The following is a 20,460-nucleotide window of genomic DNA, read 5'->3' on the forward strand; positions in this document are numbered from 1 at the left end:
CTTCCTGCCATGAGCGGGACGAGCACGGACAGCGGCGCCGACAGCAGGCCGGACGAGGGCCCTGAGGGCGCCGTGCGCGCCTGGCGGCGCCAGGCCGACGCGGCGGTGCTGCTCGACGGGTTCCACGCCCTCAAGCACGCCGCGCGCTTCGGCGCCGACATCCCCGTCGCGCTCGCCGTGGACCGGGCGGCCGCGCTCGAACTGGCCGCCGACCTCGCCCCCGACGTCGTACGGGACCTGGACGCGCTCCTCGTGGAGGTCGACCAGGACGTGCTGCGGGCGCTCGTGCCGCGGCTGCACCCCACCGGCGTCGCCGCCCTCGCGGGACGTCCCGACCGCGCCGGCAACCGCGCCGCCCTCGCGCGCACCGGGCGCACCGCACCCGTCGTCGTCCTCGACAACCCGCGCAATCTCGGCAACGCGGGCGCCGTCATCCGCCTCGCCGCCGGATACGGCGCCACCGGCGTCGTCACGACGGGCGACCTCGACCCCTGGCACCCCACCGTCGTACGGGGCGGGGCCGGGCTGCACTTCGCGACCGCCGTGGAGCGGCTCGGCGTCGACGAGCTGCCCCAGGGGCCGCTGTACGCGCTCGATCCCGAGGGCGCCGACATCCGCGGCCTGAAGCTGCCCGACGACGCGCTGCTCGCCTTCGGGTCCGAGCGCAGCGGCCTGTCGCCCGAACTGCGTGCGCGCGCCGACCAGTTGGTGTCGCTGCCGATGCGGCCCCAGGTCTCCAGCTACAACCTGGCCACCAGCGTCGGCATGACGCTCTTCCACTGGAGCGCGCACAGCACGAACGCGCCGTAGTGCCGGGCCTCAGACGGCTTCCCGGCGCACCTCCACCACCCGGAAGCGGTTCGCCACGAAGGCGCCGTCGCACAGCGCCGCGTTGGCCGCGGGGTTGCCGCCCGAGCCGTGGAAGTCGGAGAACGCCGCCGTCTGGTTCACGTACACCCCGCCCGTGAGGTTGAGCGAGAGCTGGGCGCACTCCTCCAGGCAGACCTCCTCGACGGCCCCGGCGACCTCGTCGGAGGTGGTGTACGCGCCCACCGTCATCGCGCCCTTCTCGCGCACCGTGCGGCGCAGCAGGTCCACCGCGTCCTGCGCGGAGTCGACGGCGACGGCGAAGGAGACCGGGCCGAAGCACTCGCTCATGTAGGCGGCCTCGGCGTCCGGCTTGGTGCCGTCCAGCTTCACGATCACCGGGGTGCGCACCACGGCGTCCGGGAACTCCGGGTTGCTGATCTCCCTTGAGGCCAGGGCGACTTCACCGAGGCCGGCGGCCGCTTCCAGGCGGGCCTTCACGTCCGGGTTCACCAGGGCGCCCAGCAGCCCGTTCGCCCGGGCGTCGTCGCCGAGCAGGTCGCCGACCGACCGGGCGAGGTCCGCGACGACCTCGTCGTACGACTTGGGCCCTTGGTCGGTGGTGATGCCCTCGCGCGGCACCAGAAGGTTCTGCGGGGTCGTGCACATCTGGCCGCTGTACAGGGACAGCGAGAACGCCAGGTTGGCCAGCATGCCCTTGTAGTTGTCGGTTCCGTCGATCACGACGGTGTTCACGCCGGCCTTCTCCGTGTAGACCTGCGCCTGCCGGGCGTGGGCCTCCAGCCAGTCGCCGAAGGCGGTCGACCCCGTGTAGTCGATGATCCTGATCTCGGGGCGCACGGCCAGGGTCTTGGCGATGCCCTCGCCGTCCCGCTCGGCCGCGAGCGCCACCAGGTCGGGGGCGAAGCCCGCCTCGGCGAGGACCTCGCGGGCCACCTGCACCGTGAGCGCGAGCGGCAGCACCGCGCGCGGGTGGGGCTTCACCAGGACCGGGTTGCCCGTGGCCAGGGAGGCGAACAGGCCTGGATATCCGTTCCACGTCGGGAACGTGTTGCACCCGATCAGCAGCGCGATGCCGCGGGCGACCGGGGTGAACTCCTTGTCCAGGACCAGGGGATCGCGCTTGCCCTGGGGCTTGGACCACTGCGCGGCGTCCGGTGTGCGCACCTGCTCCGCGTACGCGTACGCCACCGCTTCGAGGCCGCGGTCCTGCGCGTGCGGGCCGCCCGCCTGGAACGCCATCATGAAGGCCTGGCCGCTGGTGTGCATGACCGCGTGCGCGAACTCGTGCGTGCGCGCGCTGATCCGGGCCAGGATCTCCAGGCACACCGCCGCGCGCACCTCGGCGCCCGCGTCGCGCCACGCGCGCATGCCCGCGCGCATCGCCGGCAGCAGCGCCTCGATGTCGGCGTGCGGATAGGTGATCCCCAACTCGATCCCGTACGGCGACACTTCACCGCCCACGAAATCGTCCGTGCCCGCCTGGCCGAGGTCGAGCCGGGTGCCGAGCAGCGCGTCGAAGGCGGCCTTGCCCTCGGCGAGGCTCAGGCTCCCGTTCTCCCCGTAGGCCTTGGGGTGCTCGGGGTGCGGGGACCAGTACGCGCGCGTGCGGATCGCTTCCAGCGCCTGGTCGAGGGTCGGCCGGTGCTTGGCGATCAGGTCGTGCGCGGTGGGTTCGGCGGCGGCCATGGCGGACCAACTCCTCCTGGGCTGCGGCTCCTCGTCGAGCCGGCGAGCCGGTCGGGACTGGACGGGACGGGTCGGGACGGGTCGGGACGGGACAGGTCGGGACTGGGCAGGGACGAACAGTCAGAGTTAGAGTAACCGAACGATCGGTCGGGACAAGAGGGTGCGTGGAACCTGTGGAAAACCGACCCAATGGGCCCCGGGGCCCTGCCGCGCGGCCAAATGCGGAAGGATCGCGCGCATGACAGCACATGACCGCCTCGTGGGCGTGGTCGGCACCGGCACCATGGGCCAGGGCATCGCCCAGGTCGCGCTGGTCGCGGGGCACCCCGTCCGGCTCTACGACGCCGTGCCCGGGCGCGCGAAGACGGCCGCGGAGTCGATCGCCGCGCGGCTCGACCGGCTCGTCGAGAAGGGCCGGATGAGCCCGGACGAGCGCGCGGCCGCCAGTGCCCGTCTCGCGCCCGCGCAGACGCTCGACGAGCTGGCGGACGCGGCCCTGGTCGTCGAGGCCGTCCTGGAGCAACTGGACGTCAAGCAGCAGCTGTTGCGGGAGCTGGAGGACATCGTCGCCGACGACTGTCTGCTCGCCACGAACACCTCGTCCCTGTCCGTGACGGCGATCGGCGGGGCGCTGCGGCTCCCCGGCCGCTTCGTGGGCCTGCACTTCTTCAACCCCGCGCCGCTGCTGCCCCTGGTGGAGGTCGTCTCCGGCTCCGCCACCGACGTCACCGCGGCCACGCGCGCGTACGAGACCGCCCGTGCCTGGGGCAAGACCCCGGTGGCCTGCGCCGACACCCCCGGCTTCCTGGTCAACCGCATCGCGCGGCCCTTCTACGCGGAGGCGTTCGCCGTCTACGAGGACCAGGGCGCCGACCCGGCCACCATCGACGCCGTGCTGCGCGAGAGCGGCGGCTTCAGGATGGGCGCCTTCGAACTGACCGACCTCATCGGCCAGGACGTCAACGAGGCCGTGACGCGCTCCGTGTGGGAGGGCTTCTTCCAGGACGTGAAGTTCCGGCCCTCGCTGGCCCAGCGCCGCCTGGTCGAGGCGGGGCACATCGGCCGCAAGGCGGGCCAGGGCTGGTACGCGTACGGGGAGGGCGAGGAGCGCCCCGAACCGCACACGGCCGCACCCGCCGACCGGCCCGCCCATGTGGTCGCGGAAGGCGATCTCGGCCCCGCGCGCGAGCTGCTCGCCCTCATCAGGGAGGCGGGCATCGAGGTGCGCGAGGAGGACGAGGACAACGGCACCCGCCTGGTGCTGCCCAGCGGCGGCCAGCTCGCCCTCGCGGACGGGCAGACGTCCGTCGAGTACCGGGACGTCGTCTACTTCGACCTCGCGCTCGACTACCGCAGCGCCACCCGCATCGCGCTCGCCACCGCCCAGGACGCGAACCAGCGCACCCTGAACGAGGCCGTCGGCCTCTTCCAGGCGCTCGGCAAGGACGTCAGCGTCATCGGCGACGTGCCGGGCATGATCGTCGCCCGTACGGTGGCCCGCATCATCGACCTGGCCCACGACGCCGTCGCCAAGGGCGTCGCCACCGAGGGGGACATCGACACCGCGATGCGCCTCGGGGTCAACTACCCCCTGGGGCCCATCGAATGGAGCCGCAGGCTCGGCAAGAACTGGGCGTACGCCCTCCTCGACGACCTGCATCTGCGCGACCCCTCGGGCCGCTACGCGCCGTCCCTGGCGCTCTACCGCCATTCGTACGCCCCCGAGAAGCGGGAGGGCTCCGCATGACCACCGCACGCCGTGACACCGGCGCACGACGCGACACCTACACCCCCGACACGCTGCTCGCGGTCGCGGTCACCGTCTTCAACGAGCGCGGCTACGACGGCACCTCCATGGAGCACCTCTCCAAGGCGGCCGGCATCTCCAAGTCGTCGATCTACCACCATGTGACGGGCAAGGAGGAACTGCTGCGCCGTGCCGTCAGCCGTGCGCTCGACGGCCTCTTCGGGATCCTGGAGGAGGAACCCGCGCGCGTGGGACGTGCGGTGGAGCGCCTGGAGTACGTCACCCGGCGCATGGTCGAGGTGCTGACCGGCGAACTTCCCTATGTGACGCTCCTGTTGCGGGTGCGGGGGAACACCGATACCGAGCGCTGGGCCATGGAGCGGCGCAGGGAGTTCGACCACCAGGTCGCCGAGCTCCTGAAGGCGGCCGCCGCCGACGGGGACGTACGCGGCGACATACCGGTGCGTCTCGCCACCCGGCTCGTCTTCGGGATGATCAACTCCGTCGTGGAGTGGTACCGGCCCGACGGGGGCGGCCTGCGCGACCGCGAAGTGGCCGACGCGGTCGTCGAGCTGGTCTTCGGAGGGCTGCGCAAGGAGGGCTGAGCGCCCCCGCGGGCCCTGCCCCGATGCCTGGACGTGTGGACGCCCGGAAGCCCGGGCGTCTACGGATTGTCCGGTCCCAGGTCCTCCTCCTCGAAGACCAGCAGTGTTCTGGTGCTGAGCACTTCGGGGATGGCCTGGAGCTTGGTGAGGACCAGCTCGCGCAGCGCTCTGTTGTCCTGGGTGTGCACCAGGATCAGGACGTCGAAATCGCCGCTGACCAGCGCGATGTGCGAGGCCTCCGGCATGCGCCGCAGCTGGTCGCGGACCGTGCGCCAGGAGTTCTGGACGATCTTCAGCGTGATGTACGCGGACGCGCCCTGCCCGGCCCGCTCGTGGTTGACGCGGGCCCCGAAACCGCGGATCACGCCGTCCTCGATGAGGCGGTTGATGCGGGCGTAGGCGTTCGCCCGTGACACATGGACGCGCTCGGCCACGGAGCGTATCGACGCCCGGCCGTCCTTCTGCAGCATCTGCAGGATGTCGCGGTCGATGGCGTCCAGCGGGCGGGCGGCGGGGTCGGGGCCGCCGGAATCGCGTCCGCCGGAGCCGTCGGCCATTTGTTCAGATGCCATGTCCCCCCGCCTCCCTACCATGGACGTACTGCATTCATCTCAGGCTGTGGAGAACCGATTGTCCACAGCCTGGAGGTGCCTGTAGCCAAAATGTGCCGACGACCGAACAATCGGTAGGTGAGGCGCATCACACCCGACGCGCCCTCGAAGCCGCTCCCACGAGGAGGTGTCGTCATGACGGTCACCGAGCAGCGGGACGCCCGCCGGGCCGGCGCACCCACGCCGCCGCCCGCCTGGCAGCCCCGGACGGACCCCGCGCCGCTGCTGCCCGACGCGCAGCCGTACCGGGTCCTGGGCACCGACGCCGCCGCGCGGGCCGACGCCGGGCTGCTGCGCCGCCTGTACGCCGAGGTGGTGCGCGGCCGCCGGTACAACGCGCAGGCGACCGCCCTGACCAAGCAGGGCCGTCTCGCCGTCTACCCCTCCACGACCGGCCAGGAGGCCGCCGAGGTGGCCGCGGCGCTCGTGCTCCAGGAGCGCGACTGGCTCTTCCCCAGCTACCGCGACACCCTCGCCGCCGTCGCCCGCGGCCTCGACCCCGTCCAGGCCCTGACTCTGCTGCGCGGCGACTGGCACACCGGGTACGACCCGCGCGAGCACCGCATCGCGCCCCTGTGCACGCCGCTCGCGACCCAGCTGCCGCACGCCGTGGGTCTCGCGCACGCCGCCCGCCTCAAGGGCGACGACGTGGTGGCGCTCGCCATGGTCGGCGACGGCGGCACCAGCGAGGGCGACTTCCACGAGGCGCTGAACTTCGCGGCCGTGTGGCAGGCGCCGGTCGTCTTCCTCGTCCAGAACAACGGCTTCGCCATCTCCGTGCCGCTGGCCAAGCAGACCGCGGCGCCGTCCCTGGCCCACAAGGCCGTCGGGTACGGGATGCCGGGCCGCCTGGTCGACGGGAACGACGCGGTGGCGGTGCACGAGGTCCTCTCCGACGCCGTGACCCGCGCGCGTGGGGGTGGTGGTCCGACGCTGGTCGAGGCCATCACGTACCGGATGGACGCGCACACGAACGCCGACGACGCGACCCGCTACCGCAGTGACGCCGAGGTCGAGGCGTGGCGCGCGCACGACCCGGTCCTGCTCCTGGAGCGGGAGCTCACCGGGCGGGGCCTGATCGACGAGGCCGGTGTCCGGGCGGTGCGCGAGGACGCCGAGAAGATGGCGGCCGCGCTGCGCGAGCGCATGAACCAGGACCCGGCGCTCGACCCGATGGACCTGTTCACCGACGTGTACGCCGAGCGGACCCCGCAACTGCACGAACAAGCCGAGCAGTTGCGCGCCGAGCTCGATGCCGAGGCGGAGGCCGAAGGCTTCCCGGAAGGGGGCCGGGCATGACCACCGTCGCCGACCGGCGGGCCGCGAAGCCCGCCACCATGGCGCAGGCCCTCGGGCGAGCGCTGCGGGACTCCATGGCCGAGGACCCGACCGTGCACGTCATGGGCGAGGACGTGGGCACGCTCGGCGGTGTCTTCCGCATCACCGACGGGCTCGCCAAGGAGTTCGGCGAGGACCGCTGCACGGACACGCCGCTCGCGGAGGCCGGCATTCTCGGCACCGCCGTCGGCATGGCGATGTACGGGCTGCGGCCGGTCGTGGAGATGCAGTTCGACGCGTTCGCCTACCCCGCCTTCGAGCAGCTGATCTCGCACGTCGCACGGATGCGCAACCGCACGCGCGGTGCCGTGCCCATGCCCATCACCGTGCGCGTGCCCTACGGCGGCGGCATCGGCGGCGTCGAGCACCACAGCGACTCCTCCGAGGCGTACTACATGGCGACGCCGGGCCTGACCGTCGTCACGCCCGCCACCGTCGCGGACGCGTACGGGCTGCTGCGGCAGTCGATCGCCTCCGACGACCCGGTGGTGTTCCTGGAGCCCAAGCGGCTGTACTGGGCGAAGGATTCCTGGAACCCCGAGCAGCCGGCGCACGTTGAGCCCATAGGTACGGCAGTGGTGCGCCGCCCCGGGACCAGTGCCACGCTCATCACGTACGGACCGTCCGTGCCCGTCTGCCTGGAGGCGGCCGAGGCGGCCCGCGCGGAGGGCTGGGACCTCGAAGTGGTCGATCTGCGCTCGCTGGTGCCGTTCGACGACGCGACGGTCGCCGCGTCCGTGCGCCGCACCGGGCGCGCGGTCGTCGTGCACGAGTCGGGCGGCTTCGGCGGCCCGGGCGGGGAGATCGCCGCGCGCGTGACCGAGCGGTGCTTCCATCATCTGGAGGCGCCGGTGCTGCGGGTGGCCGGGTTCGACATTCCGTACCCGCCGCCGATGCTGGAGAGGCACCATCTCCCGGGTGTGGACCGGGTGCTGGACGCGGTCGCACGGCTCCAGTGGGACCAGTGAGGGGAGCGGGGCTGATGGCGCAGGTTCTGGAGTTCAAGCTGCCCGACCTCGGGGAGGGGCTCACCGAGGCGGAGATCGTGCGGTGGCTGGTGTCGGTCGGTGACGTGGTCGCCGTCGACCAGCCGGTCGTCGAGGTGGAGACCGCCAAGGCGATGGTCGAGGTGCCGTGTCCCTACGGTGGTGTGGTCACGGCCCGCTTCGGAGACGAGGGGTCGGAACTGCCGGTCGGCGCGCCCCTGTTGACCGTGGCGGTCGGGGCCACGGAGCCCCCGGCGGACGGCGCCGCGCCCAAGGAGTCCGGCACTGGGTCCGACACGGGGTCAGGCACGAGGTCCGACACGGGGGCAGGCACGGAGTCCGGCACGAAGCCCGTCACCGAGTCCGAGGGCTCGGGGAACGTGCTGGTGGGATACGGGACCGCGGCCCCGCCGGCTCGGCGCAGGCGCGTACGGACCGGCTCCGCCGGGGATTTTGGTGGCGCCGGGCAGGTGTCGCCCGCGCGTCCCGCACCTGTGGGTTCGGCGTCGACCGGCGCGCCGTCCCCGGCCTCGTCGCGCACGCAGCCGTCACCCCCGGCCCCGTCGCGCACGCAGCCGTCACCCGCGGACCGGTCCTCCCTGCGCCCCTCACCGTCCCGCCCGTCCCCCGCGCGTCCGGCGCCCGCGGCACCCGAGCCGGTGCGCCCCGACGGCCCCGTCGCCGTCATCTCCCCGCTCGTGCGCAAGCTGGCCCGTGAATCCGGCCTCGACCTGCGGGAGTTGACCGGGTCGGGCCCCGACGGGCTCATCCTGCGCTCGGACGTGGAGCGTGCCATGAAGGCCCGTGCCGAAGCGTCCGCCGCGACGGCCCTGCCCCCGGCCCCCGTCGCAGCCGCCCCGGCCGCGGCCCCCGCCTCCGCGCCGCAGGGGCACCGGACCCCTCTGCGCGGTATCCGCGGCGCCGTCGCCGACAAGCTCTCCCGCAGCCGTCGCGAGATTCCCGACGCGACCTGCTGGGTGGACGCCGACGCCACGGAACTCATGCACGCGCGCGTGGCGATGAATTCCGCCACCGGTCCGTCCGCCGGGCCGAAGATCTCCGTCCTGGCGCTGCTCGCCCGCATCTGCACGGCGGCCCTCGCCCGCTACCCGGAGCTCAACGCCACGGTGGACGTGGAGCGCCGCGAGATCGTGCGGTTCGACGAGGTGCACCTGGGCTTCGCCGCGCAGACCGAGCGCGGCCTCGTCGTGCCGGTCGTCCGCGACGCCCACGCGCGCGGGGCCGAGTCGCTGAGCGCCGAGTTCGCGCGGCTCACCGAGGCGGCACGGACCGGCACGCTGACGCCCGGGGAACTCACGGGCGGCACCTTCACGTTGAACAACTACGGGGTGTTCGGGGTCGACGGATCCACGCCGATCATCAATCACCCCGAGGCGGCCATGCTCGGCGTCGGCCGGATCACTCCCAAGCCATGGGTGCACGACGGGGAGCTGGCGGTCCGTCAGGTGGTCCAGCTGTCGCTCACCTTCGACCACCGGGTGTGCGACGGCGGCACGGCGGGCGGCTTCCTGCGTTACGTCGCGGACTGCGTGGAGCGGCCGGCGGTGCTGTTGCGCACGCTCTGACCGGCCACAGGGCGGGTCTTGACCGGCCACAGGTCGGGCCCGATCGGCCACAGGGCGCGCCCTGACAGGCCGTCCCGTCGTCGTGCACGCTCTGCTCACAGGATCCGCCACCCCCGGCCCCGCGCCGCGGGGGTGGCAATGATCGCCCCTGCGCCCATACTCGGGGGATGACCGAAGCCCCCGGGCCCCACCCCGCCGACCCCGCGCGCGACGACCCGGTGCACGGCGACGCGTACGACGCCGTCGTCCTCGCAGGAGGCGCCGCGCGGCGGCTCGGCGGTGCGGACAAGCCCGGGGTGCGGATCGGTGGCCGCGCGCTGCTCGACCGGGTGCTCACGGCCTGTGCCGGGGCCCGCGCCACCGTCGTGGTCGCCGGGCCGCGCCCGACCGCGCGCCCGGTCTCCTGGGCGCGCGAGGAGCCGCCGGGCGGCGGACCGCTCGCCGCGCTGGACGCGGGAGTCGGGGCCCTCGGCCCGGGAGCGGAGAGCGTCGTCGTGCTCTCCGCCGATCTGCCGTTCCTGGGGGAGCGCACCGTCCACCTGCTGCGCGACGCGCTCGCCGCGCGGGACACCGACGGCGTGCTGCTCACGGACGCCGACGGACGCGACCAGCCGCTCGTCGCCATGTACCGGGCGGCCGCCCTGCGCCGGGTCCTGGCCGCCCTGCGCACCGAGCACGGGGCGCTCACCGGTCTGCCGCTGCGGCTGCTGGTCCGGAATCTGGAGCTCGCCCGCATCACCGACCCCGTCGCGTCCTTCGACTGCGACACCTGGGACGACATCGCCGCCGCCCGGTCACGTATCAGGGAGCATGGTCACGTGTTGGATGAATGGATCTCCGCAGCCAAGGACGAACTGGGCCTCGACCTGGACGTCGACACCGGCGTCCTGCTCGACCTCGCCCGCGACGCCGCGCACGGGGTCGCCCGCCCCGCGGCACCCCTGACGACGTTCCTCGTCGGCTACGCGGCGGCGCAGGCGGGCGGCGGCCCCGAAGCGGTCGCCGCCGCCGCCGCGAAGGCCGCCGCGCTGGCCGACAGGTGGGCGCAGGAGGCCGAGTCCGCGACGAAGCCGGGTGACGCCGCGCCGGACGCGGGACGAGACGCGCAATGAGCGGCCCCGACGGGCGGGCGGCCCCGGCCGACTCCATGGACGGCGACGTCGACGAGGCGCTCGCCCTGGCCAACGACAACCGGGGCGGCCCCCCGGCCGGCCGCGGCGGCGCCCCCGCCCCCGCCCCCGGCACGCAGCAGACCCCCGCGTCCCGGCCCGCGGCCCCGCCTGCTGAGCACCACCGGGCGACGGCCTGGCCCGAGGCCCGGCGCATCGCGCACGAGGCCGGCCGCCGCGCCGCGCGGCACCGGGCCCGCGGCGGCGAGGGCCCCGCGCCCGCCACGGATGCGCAACTTCCGTTTCCCGAAGGCCTGCTGACCGGTGTGACGCAGCCCGCCCCGCCACCCGGCGGCGCCGCCCGCGTCCCGCTGGACCGGGCTCTCGGCCTCGTCCTCGCCGCGCCCCTGACCGCCCTGACCGACCTGCCCTCCTTCGACACGTCCGCGATGGACGGCTGGGTCGTGGCCGGACCGGGCCCCTGGGACGTACGGGACGAGGGGATCCTCGCGGGGCACGCGCTGTCCGCCCCGCTGGCCGACGGCGAGGCCGCGACGATCGCGACCGGCGCGCGCGTCCCCGCCGACGCCACCGCCGTGATCCGCAGTGAGCACGGGCACCTCGACGACAAGGGCCGCCTGCACCCGCTGCGCGACGTCGCGCACGGCCAGGACATCCGGCCGCGCGGTCAGGAGTGCCGCAGCGGCGACCTGCTGCTGCCCGCGGGCGGCCTGGTCACCCCGGCCGTCCTCGGTCTCGCGGCCGCCGCCGGCTACGACGAGCTGGTCGTCGTGCCCAGGCCGCGGGCCGAAGTGCTCGTCCTGGGCGACGAGTTGCTGACCTCGGGCCTCCCCCGCGACGGCCTCATCCGCGACGCGCTCGGCCCGATGCTGCCGCACTGGTTGCGCGCGCTGGGCGTCGAGGTGACCGCCGTACGCAGGATCGGTGACGACGCGAAGGCGCTGCTCAAGGCCGTCCGCGCGTCGAAGGCCGACCTCGTCGTGACCACCGGCGGCACCGCGTCGGGCCCCGTCGACCACGTCCATCCCACGCTGCGCGCCCTCGACGCCGAGCTGCTCGTGGACGGGGTCAAGGTGCGTCCCGGCCACCCGATGCTGCTCGCCCGTCTCCACGACGGACAGCACCTCGTCGGGCTGCCCGGCAATCCGCTCGCCGCCGTCTCCGGGCTGCTCACGCTCGCCGAGCCGCTGCTGCGGGCGCTCTCGGGCCGGGCCGGGGACGAGGAGCCGTACGGCGCCCCCCTGCACAGCCCCGTGCACGGCCACCCGCACGACACCCGGCTCGTCCCCGTCGTGCTGCGCGAGGACAGCGGCAGCGGGCACGACTGGGCGGTGCCGCTGCACTACAACGGCCCGGCCATGCTGCGCGGGATCGCCGCCGCCGACGGGCTCGCGGTCGTGCCGCCCGGTGGCGCCCGGGAGGGGCAGGAGGTCGAGATCCTCGATCTGCCCTGGTCCTGGGGCCCGGCGACCGGCGGATCGCTCGGCGTCCTCAACTCCCCGGCGAAGGCGGCGGGAAGCGCAGCCAGGAACCCCACCGCCGGCCAGGCACCCCCGGACCGCACGGCTCAGGACCCGCACGACACCATGGGGCACACGACGCAGCACGACGCGACGTGGCACGGCACGACGCAGCACGACATGACACAGAACGGCGTGGCGCATCACGGCACGACGCAGAACGACACGACGCGGAACGTCATGGCACAGAACCTCATGCGCAACGCACCGGGCAACTCCCCGGGCGACGAAGGGTGTTTCACGTGAAACTGGCCGGCCATGACGCCATGGCGCGCCACGCGGACGAGAAGACGACGACCTACCGGGTGAAGCTGCCCCGGCAGATCGTCGAGCGTCCGCTGCGCCAGGTCGCCCGCCGGGTCCTGATGGCCCTCGCCGTGCTCGTCGTGACCGCGCTCCTCGTGTGGTTCGACCGGGCCGGCTACAACGACAACTCCGACGGCAGCGTCGATCTCCTCGACGCCTTCTACTACGCGACCGTCACCCTCTCCACCACGGGATACGGCGACATCACGCCGGTCAGCGACGGGGCGCGGCTCACCAATATCTTCGTCATCACGCCGCTGCGTGTGCTCTTCCTGATCATCCTGGTCGGCACCACGCTCGAAGTCCTCACCGAACGGACCCGGGAGGAATGGCGCCTGAACCGCTGGAGGTCCAACTTGCGTGACCACACTGTCGTCATCGGCTTCGGGACCAAGGGCCGTAGCGCGGTGGAGACCGTCTGCGCGACCGGTCTGAAGCCCGAGCAGGTCGTGGTGGTCGACCCCAGCAACAAGGTCATCGAGGCGGCCAACAGCCTCGGCTACGCGGGCGTGATGGGCGACGCGACCCGTAGCGACGTCCTCTCGCGCGCCGAGGTGCAGCGCGCCCGCAAGATCATCATCGCCACCCAGCGGGACGACACGGCGGTCCTGGTGACGCTCACCGCACGGCAGTTGAACCGCAGCGCGAAGATCGTGGCCGCGGTGCGCGAGGAGGAGAACGCGCCGCTGCTGCGGCAGTCCGGCGCCGACGCCGTGATCACCAGCGCCAGCGCGGCGGGCCGCCTGCTCGGCCTGTCGGTGCTCAGCCCGCACGCGGGCATGGTGATGGAGGACCTCATCCAGAAGGGCAGCGGCCTCGACCTGGTCGAGCGGCCGGTGATAAAGGCCGAGGTCGGCCTGAAGCCGAAGGAGACGGAGGACCTGGTCGTCAGCGTCGTGCGCGGACACCGGGTGCTCGGCTACGACGACCGGGCCATCGGCACGCTCCAGCTGACGGACCGGCTCATCACCATCGTGCGGGTCACGTCGACGACGCGGGTCGCCCCGGACTCGAAGCCGCTGCCGATGGACTGAGCCCGCGGCCGGTGATCCGCACCCTGGTCCGCCGGGGCCGGCGGAGTAGCCTCGCGGCCATGTATGCGATCACGATCCCGGAACCCGGTGGACCCGAGGCGCTCGTCTGGACGGAGGTCCCCGACCCCGTACCCGGCGAGGGCGAGGTCCTGGTCGAGGTGGTCTCCAGCGCCGTCAACCGTGCCGATCTGCTCCAGCGCCAGGGCTTCTACAGCCCGCCGCCCGGCAGCTCCCCCTACCCCGGCCTGGAGTGCGCGGGCCGGATCGTCGAGCTGGGCCCCGGTGTGGCCGGCTGGTCCGTGGGCGACGAGGTGTGCGCGCTGCTCGTCGGCGGCGGGTACGCCGAGAAGGTGGCCGTCCCGGCCGGGCAGCTGCTGCCGGTCCCGCAGGGCATCGACCTGGCCCGGGCCGCCGCGCTGCCCGAGGTGACCTGCACCGTCTGGTCGAACGTCTTCATGATCGCCCATCTGCGTCCGGGCGAGACGTTCCTCGTGCACGGCGGCTCCAGCGGCATCGGCACCATGGCGATCCAGCTCGCGAAGGCCGTCGGCGCCAAGGTCGCCGTCACCGCGGGCACCAAGGAGAAGCTCGACTTCTGCGCCGAGCTGGGCGCGGACATCCTGATCAACTACCGCGAGCAGGACTTCGTCGAGGAGATCAGGTCGGCCACGGACGGGGCCGGCGCCGACGTCATCCTCGACAACATGGGCGCCAAGTACCTGAACCGCAACGTCGACGCCCTCGCCACGAACGGCCGCCTGGCCATCATCGGCATGCAGGGCGGCATCAAGGGCGAGCTGAACATCGCCACGCTGCTCGGCAAGCGCGGCGCCATCACCGCCACCACGCTGCGGGCCCGCCCGCTCGCGGAGAAGGCGGCGGTCGTCGCCGCGGTGCGCGAGCACGTGTGGCCGCTGATCGAGGGCGGGCACGTGCGGCCGATCGTGGACCAGGAGCTGCCGATGAGCGACGCCGCGCAGGGGCACCGGGTCCTGGAGGAGAGCGGCCACATCGGCAAGGTGCTGCTCACCCGTCCGTAGGAGTCAGCGGCGCAGCCGCAGCGCCAGGAAGCCGATGCCGAGCCCGGTCAGCAGCAGCCCCGCCCCCAGCGGCAGCACGTTCACGAAGGTCACCGTCCCGCGCGCGATCACGGTCTGCCGCGCGGTGGGGGGCCGCTCGGGGCGCGGCGGCGGAGCCGTGGAGGCGGACGGCTCGGCCTGCGGGGGCGGCAGGGGCGCCTCGCTGAAGGTCGGGACGGGCAGCGGCCGTCCCGGCGGTGTCCGGCCCACGCCCGCCCGGCTGCCGGCGAGCGAGCCGTGCGGCGAGGGCTCGGCGGCGTACCCCGGCGGGGCCGGGGCGAGCAGGACGAGCAGCACGAGCGGGAGCACGCTCACCAGAAGCCCGGCCGCCCACCGAAGCCGTCGCATGCCCGTCCCCTTCCCGCTGCTTCCGCTTCCACCCGATGCCTGCGATAAGCCTCACATAGGCCAATAAAACGGGCACGCCGGATTTCGGGCCCGCCAACACGGTGGATCAGCCCGCAACGGGGGCACCACCGAGGTGTGACAGCCCGGTACGAGAGAATGGCGGCATGGAGATGCCGAGGAACGAACGGTCGCCGGAGAACCCGCAGATCTTGGTCGTGGGCCAGGACGGAATGGCCCTGGGCGGCGGAGACGACGAATCCCGCGAGGTCCCGGTGACGGAGATGGTGGAACAGCCCGCCAAGGTGATGCGTATCGGCAGCATGATCAAGCAGCTGCTGGAAGAAGTGCGCGTGGCGCCCCTGGACGAGGCGAGCCGGCAGCGGCTCAAGGAGATCCACGCCAGCTCGGTCAAGGAGCTCGAGGACGGGCTCGCGCCCGAACTCGTCGAGGAACTGGAGCGGCTCTCCCTGCCCTTCACGGACGACGCGACGCCGACCGACGCCGAACTGCGCATCGCGCAGGCCCAGTTGGTGGGCTGGCTGGAGGGGCTCTTCCACGGGATCCAGACGACGCTGTTCGCCCAGCAGATGGCGGCGCGCGCCCAGCTGGAGCAGATGCGCCGCGCGCTGCCGCCGGGCGTCGGCGGCGGCGAGGACGAGGAGGACCCGCGGACCGTCGGCCGCTCGGGCGGCCCGTACCTGTAGGGACGGACGCACGAGAAGGGCCCGGCCCGCGCGAGCAGCGCGGGCCGGGCCCTTCTCGTGCGTGGCGGCGGGGCCGGTCAGCTGGCCGGATTGCCCGTGGACACCTGGAGCTGGATCTTCACGTTGTCCGGGTCGATCTCGGTGCCCGCGGCGGGACTCTGGTTCATCACCGAGCCCTCGCCGTACGTGTTCTCGTCGACGGAGACCTCCGTGGCGATCCACCCGGCGGCCCGGAAGCAGGCCTTCACCGAGTTGATGTTCTTCAGGTAGAAGTCCGGGACCTTGATCTTCTCCTCGTCGTCGGAGCCCTGGTACGGCTCCGTGCACTGGTCCGTCTCGATGGTCTTCGTCAGGTCGGGGCCCTTGTGCCCGGCGACCGCGGAGGTGGACGGCTTGTCCGTGCCGCCGCCCTTGTCATCGCCCTTGCCGTTCAGCGTCAGGGCCGTGACCAGGCCGCCGATGGCGACGAGCGCGACGACGATCGAGCCGATGATCACCGCCTTGTTGCGGTTGCCGCCGCCCGAGCCCTGCACGCTCGTGGTCTGCGGGGACAGGTTGTACGGCGGCGGGGTCTGCTGGGCCTGCTGTGCGTACGGGGACGCGGGCGGCGGCGTCTGGTAGCCGCCCTGCATGTTCTGCTGCGGGTAGCCGTACCCGGCCTGCGACTGCGGGGCCGGGGTCCCGTACGGGTTCGGCGGGGGAGTCGGCTGGTACGGCGTCTGGACCGGGCCCGGCGCCGGCGCCCCGCTCTGGTCGATCGGCGGGAAGACGGCGGAGCCCACGCCCGCGCCGCTCGACGTCTGCGCACCCGGCACGATGCTCGGCGCGACGGAGGCCGAACCGGCGAGCGACTGGGCCACCCGCAGGCACTCGTCGCGCATCGACTCCGCGCTCGGGAAGCGCTCGTTCGGGTTCTTCTTCAGCGCGCGGGCGACGAGTGCGTCGACGGCCGGCGGCAGCGAGCGGTTGATCGAGGACGGAGCCACCGGCTCCTCCTGGACGTGCGCATACGCTATGGCCAGCGGTGAGTCCGCTTCGAACGGCAGCCGCCCGGTGACCAGTTGGAAGAGCATGATGCCGACCGAGTAGAGGTCGGAGCGGGCGTCCACGCCGCGGCCGAGCGCCTGCTCGGGCGACAGGTACTGCGGGGTGCCGACGACCATGCCGGTCTGCGTCATCGACGTGACGCCGGACTGCATGGCGCGGGCGATGCCGAAGTCCATGACCTTGACGACGTTCCGCTTCGTCATCATCACGTTGCCCGGCTTGATGTCACGGTGCACCAGGCCCATCTCGTGGCTGATCTCCAGCGCCGCGAGCACATCGGCCGTGATCTTCAGGGCCTTGTCGACCGGCATGGCGCCGTGGGTCCGCACGTCCTCGTCGAGCACGGAGCCGAGCGGCTGGCCCTCCACGTACTCCATGACGATGTACGGGGTGATGGTCCCGTCGAGCTCGTCCTCACCGGAGTCGAAGACCGAGACGATGTTCGTGTGCGTGAGCTTGGCCACCGACATCGCCTCGCGCTGGAACCGCTGGCGGAAGGCGTCTTCCCGCCCGAGTTCCGTGTGCAAAGTCTTGATGGCGACGGCGCGGTCCAGCCGGGTGTCGTGCGCGAGGTGCACGGAGGCCATGCCGCCCTGACCGAGCAGGTCGCGCAGTTGATACCGTCCGCCCGCCACGGCACGTCCCGCGTACCGGCCCCCGGCGCCGCCGTCTTGGCTCATCTTCTACGTCCCCCATAGCGCCCCGCGTCGGCGCGGCCGGTGATCGAATTCAGCTATTCCCGGCCAAGTCTGCCCGAGGGCACCCGGACGTCAAGTTCGATGCCCGATCCGTGACCGTACGGGCAAGAAGCGTCGCGCAAGCGTTACAGGAAACGGTCATGAACCCGGTGCAGAAATTGCGCGCACGATTTGCAAGGCGTGCACGGCAACGGGTTTGATGTCCGGTCCATCTCGGAACGGAGCCGCCTCGGAAGCCTGTAGCGTGGCCCGACGGAGACCGTAATTCACAACCGCGCGTACTCCGATGCAGGAATCCGGCAGCACGGACAGAAACGACGGCGAGGACTGATGGCACAGCAGCAGCGCGCTCAGGGCCCGTCCGACCCCGAGGCGACTGGCGGCGGTATGTCAGATGCGCCGGAGATGTGGGGTAACGGCGGGCTCGTCGGAGACGGCCGGTACCGGCTGACGCACAGACTCGGCCGGGGCGGCATGGCCGAGGTGTTCGCGGCCGAGGACGTACGTCTCGGGCGCACCGTCGCCGTCAAGCTGCTCCGCTCCGACCTCGCAGAGGACCCGGTCTCCAAGGCCCGCTTCACACGCGAGGCACAGTCGGTCGCCGGCCTGAACCACCACGCGGTCGTCGCGGTCTACGACTCGGGCGAGGACTACGTGAACGGCTCCACCGTTCCGTACATCGTCATGGAGCTCGTCGAGGGCCGCACCATCCGCGACCTCCTCATCAACGCCGAGGCGCCGGGCCCCGAGCAGGCCCTGATCATCGTCTCCGGCGTCCTGGAAGCGCTCGCGTACTCGCACCAGCACGGCATCGTGCACCGTGACATCAAGCCCGCGAACGTCATCATCACCAACACCGGCGCGGTGAAGGTGATGGACTTCGGCATCGCCCGCGCCCTGCACGGCGCGCAGTCCACGATGACGCAGACCGGCATGGTCATGGGCACACCCCAGTACCTGTCGCCGGAGCAGGCCCTCGGCAAGGCCGTCGACCACCGCTCCGACCTGTACGCGACCGGCTGCCTGCTCTACGAACTCCTCGCGCTGCGGCCCCCGTTCACCGGTGAGACGCCGCTGTCCGTCGTGTACCAGCACGTCCAGGACGTTCCGGTGCCGCCGTCCGAGGTCTCGGACGCGACGCCGCCGGAGCTGGACGGCCTCGTCATGCGCTCGCTCGCCAAGGACCCGGACGACCGGTTCCAGACGGCCGAGGAGATGCGCGGCCTCGTCCAGTACGGCCTGCAGATGCTGTACGAGCAGGGCGGCCACACCGGCACGTGGAACACCGGCCCCGTCGACATGCACGAGGGCGGCAGCACCCCGGCGATGGGCATGGCCGGCACCGCGGCGCTGCCGCACCCCGGGGACCACGGCACGGCCGCGCAGCCGATGCTGCGCCCGCCGGGCGGCGACGACGGCGGCTTCGACGGCCACGGGAACCGCGGCGGCGGCCGCGGCAAGATGTGGGTCTTCGCCGTGCTCGCGGTCATCGCGATCGCGGCGGGCGTCGCCCTGGCCCTCAACCTGAGCGACAACGGCGGCGGTGGCGGGGGCGGCACGAAGAAGTCGCCGTCCGCCAGCCAGTCCGAGAAGACGGACGAGCCGAGCGAGTCGTCGGAAGACACCGCGACCGAGGGCGAGACGCAGGATCCGGGCGAGGGCACGGGCGGGCAGAGCCAGTACACCCCGTCGTACACGCCCAGCACGGGCAACGAGACGCCGTCGCAGTCGGCGACGGACGAGCCCACGGACGACCCGACGGACGAGCCCACGGACGACCCGACGGACGAGCCGACCGACGACCCGACGGACGAGCCCACCGGGGACCCGACGGGCCCGACGGGGAGCCCCGTCGGCGGCAACACCGGTCAGCCCGCCACCGACGGCGGAGCCAACGGCGGCTGAGCCGGACAGGCCCTAGCCGCGCCGCACCCGGTCCCGCGGCGCCCGCTGCGCCGATCCGCCCCGCAGTTCGTGCACGGTCACGAACTGCGGGTCCACACGCAGGTACACCGGGTCGAAGAGCTCGTCGTCCGCGAAATGCGGGGTGGGCCCGAAAAGTTCCAGTTCGGCGGTGGTCGGCTCGACCTGCTCGCAGGTGCCGACGCACTGCACCGACCACTGGCCGTCGTCCCCGGTGGTGGGCCCGGCGGCCGGGTTGCCCAGGTTGTCCGCCCCGTACGCGACCACGCTGCCGACGCAGGCCAGGTGGTAGCCGTAGCCACGGTGCAGACGCAGCAGGAGCCGTCCGTTCGCCACGACGTGGCGGGCGGAGGCGAGGAAGGGCAGAGCGCGCATGCTCGTCGCGACCCGGCCGTAGTTCACACGGGCGAGCAGCTCGAAGCCGCGCTCTTGGTCCTGCGGCTGCATCTCGGAGGGCATGTCACCACTCTCCGATGCCGACAGGGTGCCGGGAAAGGGGATCCCGCCCCCAGCACGGGGGACGTAGGTCCCGTGTCGGCGGGCACCCGGGTGAACCGTCAGTGCTGCTTCTCGGCCTGCATGCGCGCCACGTAGGCGGCTGCCTGCGAGCGGCGCTCCATGCCGAGCTTGGACAGCAGGCTGGAGACGTAGTTCTTGATCGTCTTCTCGGCGAGATGGAGGCGCTCGCCGATCACGCGGTTGGTCAGGCCCTCGCCGATCAGGTCGAGGATCTTGCGCTCCTGCTCGGTCAGGCCGGAGAGCCGGTCGTCCTCCTTGCTGCGGCCGCCGTCGCGCAGCCGCTCCAGGACCCGGGCGGTGGCCACGGGGTCCAGCAGCGACTTGCCCGCGGCCACGTCCCGTACGGCCGTGAGCAGCTCATTGCCGCGGATCGCCTTCAGTACATAGCCGGAGGCGCCGGCCATGATCGCGTCGAAGAGCGCCTCGTCGTCCGCGAACGAGGTCAGCATGAGGCACTTGATCGACTCGTCCTGGGAGCGGATCTCGCGGCAGACCTCGACGCCGCTGCCGTCCGGCAGGCGCACGTCGAGCACGGCGACATCGGGCCTGGTCGCGGGGATGCGGACCAGGGCGTCGGCCGCCGTACCGGCCTCGCCGACCACCTCGATGTCGTCCTCCATCGAGAGCAGCTCGTGGACCCCGCGGCGCACCACTTCATGGTCGTCGAGGAGAAATACCGTAATTTTTCCGTCTTCGCGCACGGATTCAGTCTCACACACCGGCTCTTCCCGCGCCCTAGGTGACCGGGATAACGTGCCGGTG

At 72.7% G+C, this 20,460-nt stretch carries 18 protein-coding genes; 12 read left to right on the plus strand and 6 right to left on the minus strand.

Features of this window, described 5'->3' with window-relative positions:
- Positions 1-9 precede the first annotated feature (9 nt).
- Positions 10-810: a TrmH family RNA methyltransferase gene (locus tag ACVHNB_RS00265; protein ID WP_456227154.1), complete on the plus strand. Its 801-nt coding sequence runs from the start codon at positions 10-12 to the stop codon at positions 808-810.
- A gap of 9 nt (positions 811-819) precedes the next feature.
- On the opposite strand, the gene paaN is transcribed toward ACVHNB_RS00265, so the two are convergent.
- The gene (paaN, locus tag ACVHNB_RS00270; protein WP_456227155.1) at positions 820-2,517 is read right to left on the minus strand and encodes a phenylacetic acid degradation protein PaaN; all 1,698 of its coding nucleotides are present in this window, start codon (positions 2,515-2,517) and stop codon (positions 820-822) included.
- Between the two features lie 238 nt (positions 2,518-2,755).
- On the opposite strand from paaN, the gene ACVHNB_RS00275 reads away from it, so the two are divergent.
- Both ACVHNB_RS00275 and ACVHNB_RS00280 read left to right on the plus strand, forming a co-directional pair.
- The gene (locus tag ACVHNB_RS00275) at positions 2,756-4,264 is read left to right on the plus strand and encodes a 3-hydroxyacyl-CoA dehydrogenase (RefSeq protein ID WP_456227156.1); all 1,509 of its coding nucleotides are present in this window, start codon (positions 2,756-2,758) and stop codon (positions 4,262-4,264) included.
- Positions 4,261-4,869, plus strand: a complete 609-nt coding sequence (locus tag ACVHNB_RS00280; protein WP_456227157.1) for a TetR/AcrR family transcriptional regulator — start codon at positions 4,261-4,263, stop codon at positions 4,867-4,869. Before ACVHNB_RS00275 ends, ACVHNB_RS00280 begins: the two co-directional genes overlap by 4 nt.
- 59 nt (positions 4,870-4,928) lie before the next feature.
- On the opposite strand, the gene ACVHNB_RS00285 is transcribed toward ACVHNB_RS00280, so the two are convergent.
- Entirely contained in the window at positions 4,929-5,441 is a 513-nt protein-coding gene (locus tag ACVHNB_RS00285) for an Lrp/AsnC family transcriptional regulator (RefSeq protein ID WP_428953523.1), read from the minus strand.
- Positions 5,442-5,615: 174 nt separating this feature from the next.
- Here ACVHNB_RS00285 and pdhA point away from each other — a divergent pair, with 174 nt between their 5' ends.
- The 7 genes from pdhA to ACVHNB_RS00320 all read left to right on the plus strand — a co-directional run bounded on the left by pdhA (position 5,616) and on the right by ACVHNB_RS00320 (position 14,420).
- The gene (pdhA, locus tag ACVHNB_RS00290) at positions 5,616-6,779 is read left to right on the plus strand and encodes a pyruvate dehydrogenase (acetyl-transferring) E1 component subunit alpha (protein ID WP_456227158.1); all 1,164 of its coding nucleotides are present in this window, start codon (positions 5,616-5,618) and stop codon (positions 6,777-6,779) included.
- Entirely contained in the window at positions 6,776-7,786 is a 1,011-nt protein-coding gene (locus tag ACVHNB_RS00295; RefSeq protein ID WP_456227159.1) for an alpha-ketoacid dehydrogenase subunit beta, read from the plus strand. The genes pdhA and ACVHNB_RS00295 overlap by 4 nt, the downstream gene beginning before the upstream one ends.
- Positions 7,787-7,800: 14 nt before the next feature.
- A complete protein-coding gene (locus tag ACVHNB_RS00300) occupies positions 7,801-9,390 on the plus strand; it encodes a 2-oxo acid dehydrogenase subunit E2 (protein ID WP_456227160.1) in 1,590 nt (529 codons plus the stop codon).
- Between the two features lie 167 nt (positions 9,391-9,557).
- Positions 9,558-10,502: an NTP transferase domain-containing protein gene (locus tag ACVHNB_RS00305; RefSeq protein ID WP_456227161.1), complete on the plus strand. Its 945-nt coding sequence runs from the start codon at positions 9,558-9,560 to the stop codon at positions 10,500-10,502.
- Positions 10,499-12,286 carry a molybdopterin molybdotransferase MoeA gene (locus ACVHNB_RS00310; protein WP_456227162.1) on the plus strand — a complete coding sequence of 596 codons (1,788 nt, stop codon included), beginning with the start codon at positions 10,499-10,501 and terminating at the stop codon, positions 12,284-12,286. Before ACVHNB_RS00305 ends, ACVHNB_RS00310 begins: the two co-directional genes overlap by 4 nt.
- The gene (locus ACVHNB_RS00315) at positions 12,283-13,380 is read left to right on the plus strand and encodes a potassium channel family protein (protein ID WP_428953517.1); all 1,098 of its coding nucleotides are present in this window, start codon (positions 12,283-12,285) and stop codon (positions 13,378-13,380) included. Before ACVHNB_RS00310 ends, ACVHNB_RS00315 begins: the two co-directional genes overlap by 4 nt.
- Positions 13,381-13,439: 59 nt before the next feature.
- The gene (locus ACVHNB_RS00320; RefSeq protein ID WP_428953516.1) at positions 13,440-14,420 is read left to right on the plus strand and encodes an NAD(P)H-quinone oxidoreductase; all 981 of its coding nucleotides are present in this window, start codon (positions 13,440-13,442) and stop codon (positions 14,418-14,420) included.
- A 3-nt stretch (positions 14,421-14,423) separates the two neighbouring features.
- Here the strand turns inward: ACVHNB_RS00320 and ACVHNB_RS00325 are convergent, their stop codons facing one another.
- Positions 14,424-14,807 (minus strand): hypothetical protein, encoded by a 384-nt coding sequence (locus tag ACVHNB_RS00325; RefSeq protein ID WP_428953515.1) that lies wholly within the window; start codon positions 14,805-14,807, stop codon positions 14,424-14,426.
- 164 nt (positions 14,808-14,971) lie between these two features.
- On the opposite strand from ACVHNB_RS00325, the gene ACVHNB_RS00330 reads away from it, so the two are divergent.
- Positions 14,972-15,511 carry a bacterial proteasome activator family protein gene (locus tag ACVHNB_RS00330; RefSeq protein ID WP_428953514.1) on the plus strand — a complete coding sequence of 180 codons (540 nt, stop codon included), beginning with the start codon at positions 14,972-14,974 and terminating at the stop codon, positions 15,509-15,511.
- 77 nt (positions 15,512-15,588) lie between these two features.
- On the opposite strand, the gene ACVHNB_RS00335 is transcribed toward ACVHNB_RS00330, so the two are convergent.
- On the minus strand, positions 15,589-17,238 hold the full coding sequence (locus ACVHNB_RS00335; RefSeq protein ID WP_428953513.1) for a protein kinase domain-containing protein: 1,650 nt from the start codon (positions 17,236-17,238) through the stop codon (positions 15,589-15,591).
- 348 nt (positions 17,239-17,586) lie between these two features.
- Here ACVHNB_RS00335 and ACVHNB_RS00340 point away from each other — a divergent pair, with 348 nt between their 5' ends.
- Positions 17,587-19,161 (plus strand): protein kinase domain-containing protein, encoded by a 1,575-nt coding sequence (locus ACVHNB_RS00340; RefSeq protein WP_456227163.1) that lies wholly within the window; start codon positions 17,587-17,589, stop codon positions 19,159-19,161.
- A 12-nt stretch (positions 19,162-19,173) separates the two neighbouring features.
- Here ACVHNB_RS00340 and ACVHNB_RS00345 read toward each other — a convergent pair whose 3' ends face one another.
- Both ACVHNB_RS00345 and ACVHNB_RS00350 read right to left on the minus strand, forming a co-directional pair.
- The gene (locus ACVHNB_RS00345) at positions 19,174-19,638 is read right to left on the minus strand and encodes a pyridoxamine 5'-phosphate oxidase family protein (RefSeq protein ID WP_428953511.1); all 465 of its coding nucleotides are present in this window, start codon (positions 19,636-19,638) and stop codon (positions 19,174-19,176) included.
- Positions 19,639-19,736: 98 nt separating this feature from the next.
- A complete protein-coding gene (locus ACVHNB_RS00350) occupies positions 19,737-20,399 on the minus strand; it encodes a response regulator (protein WP_428953510.1) in 663 nt (220 codons plus the stop codon).
- Positions 20,400-20,460: the final 61 nt, after the last annotated feature.

It is taken from the genome of Streptomyces sp. YJ-C3 (genome assembly GCF_053891275.1).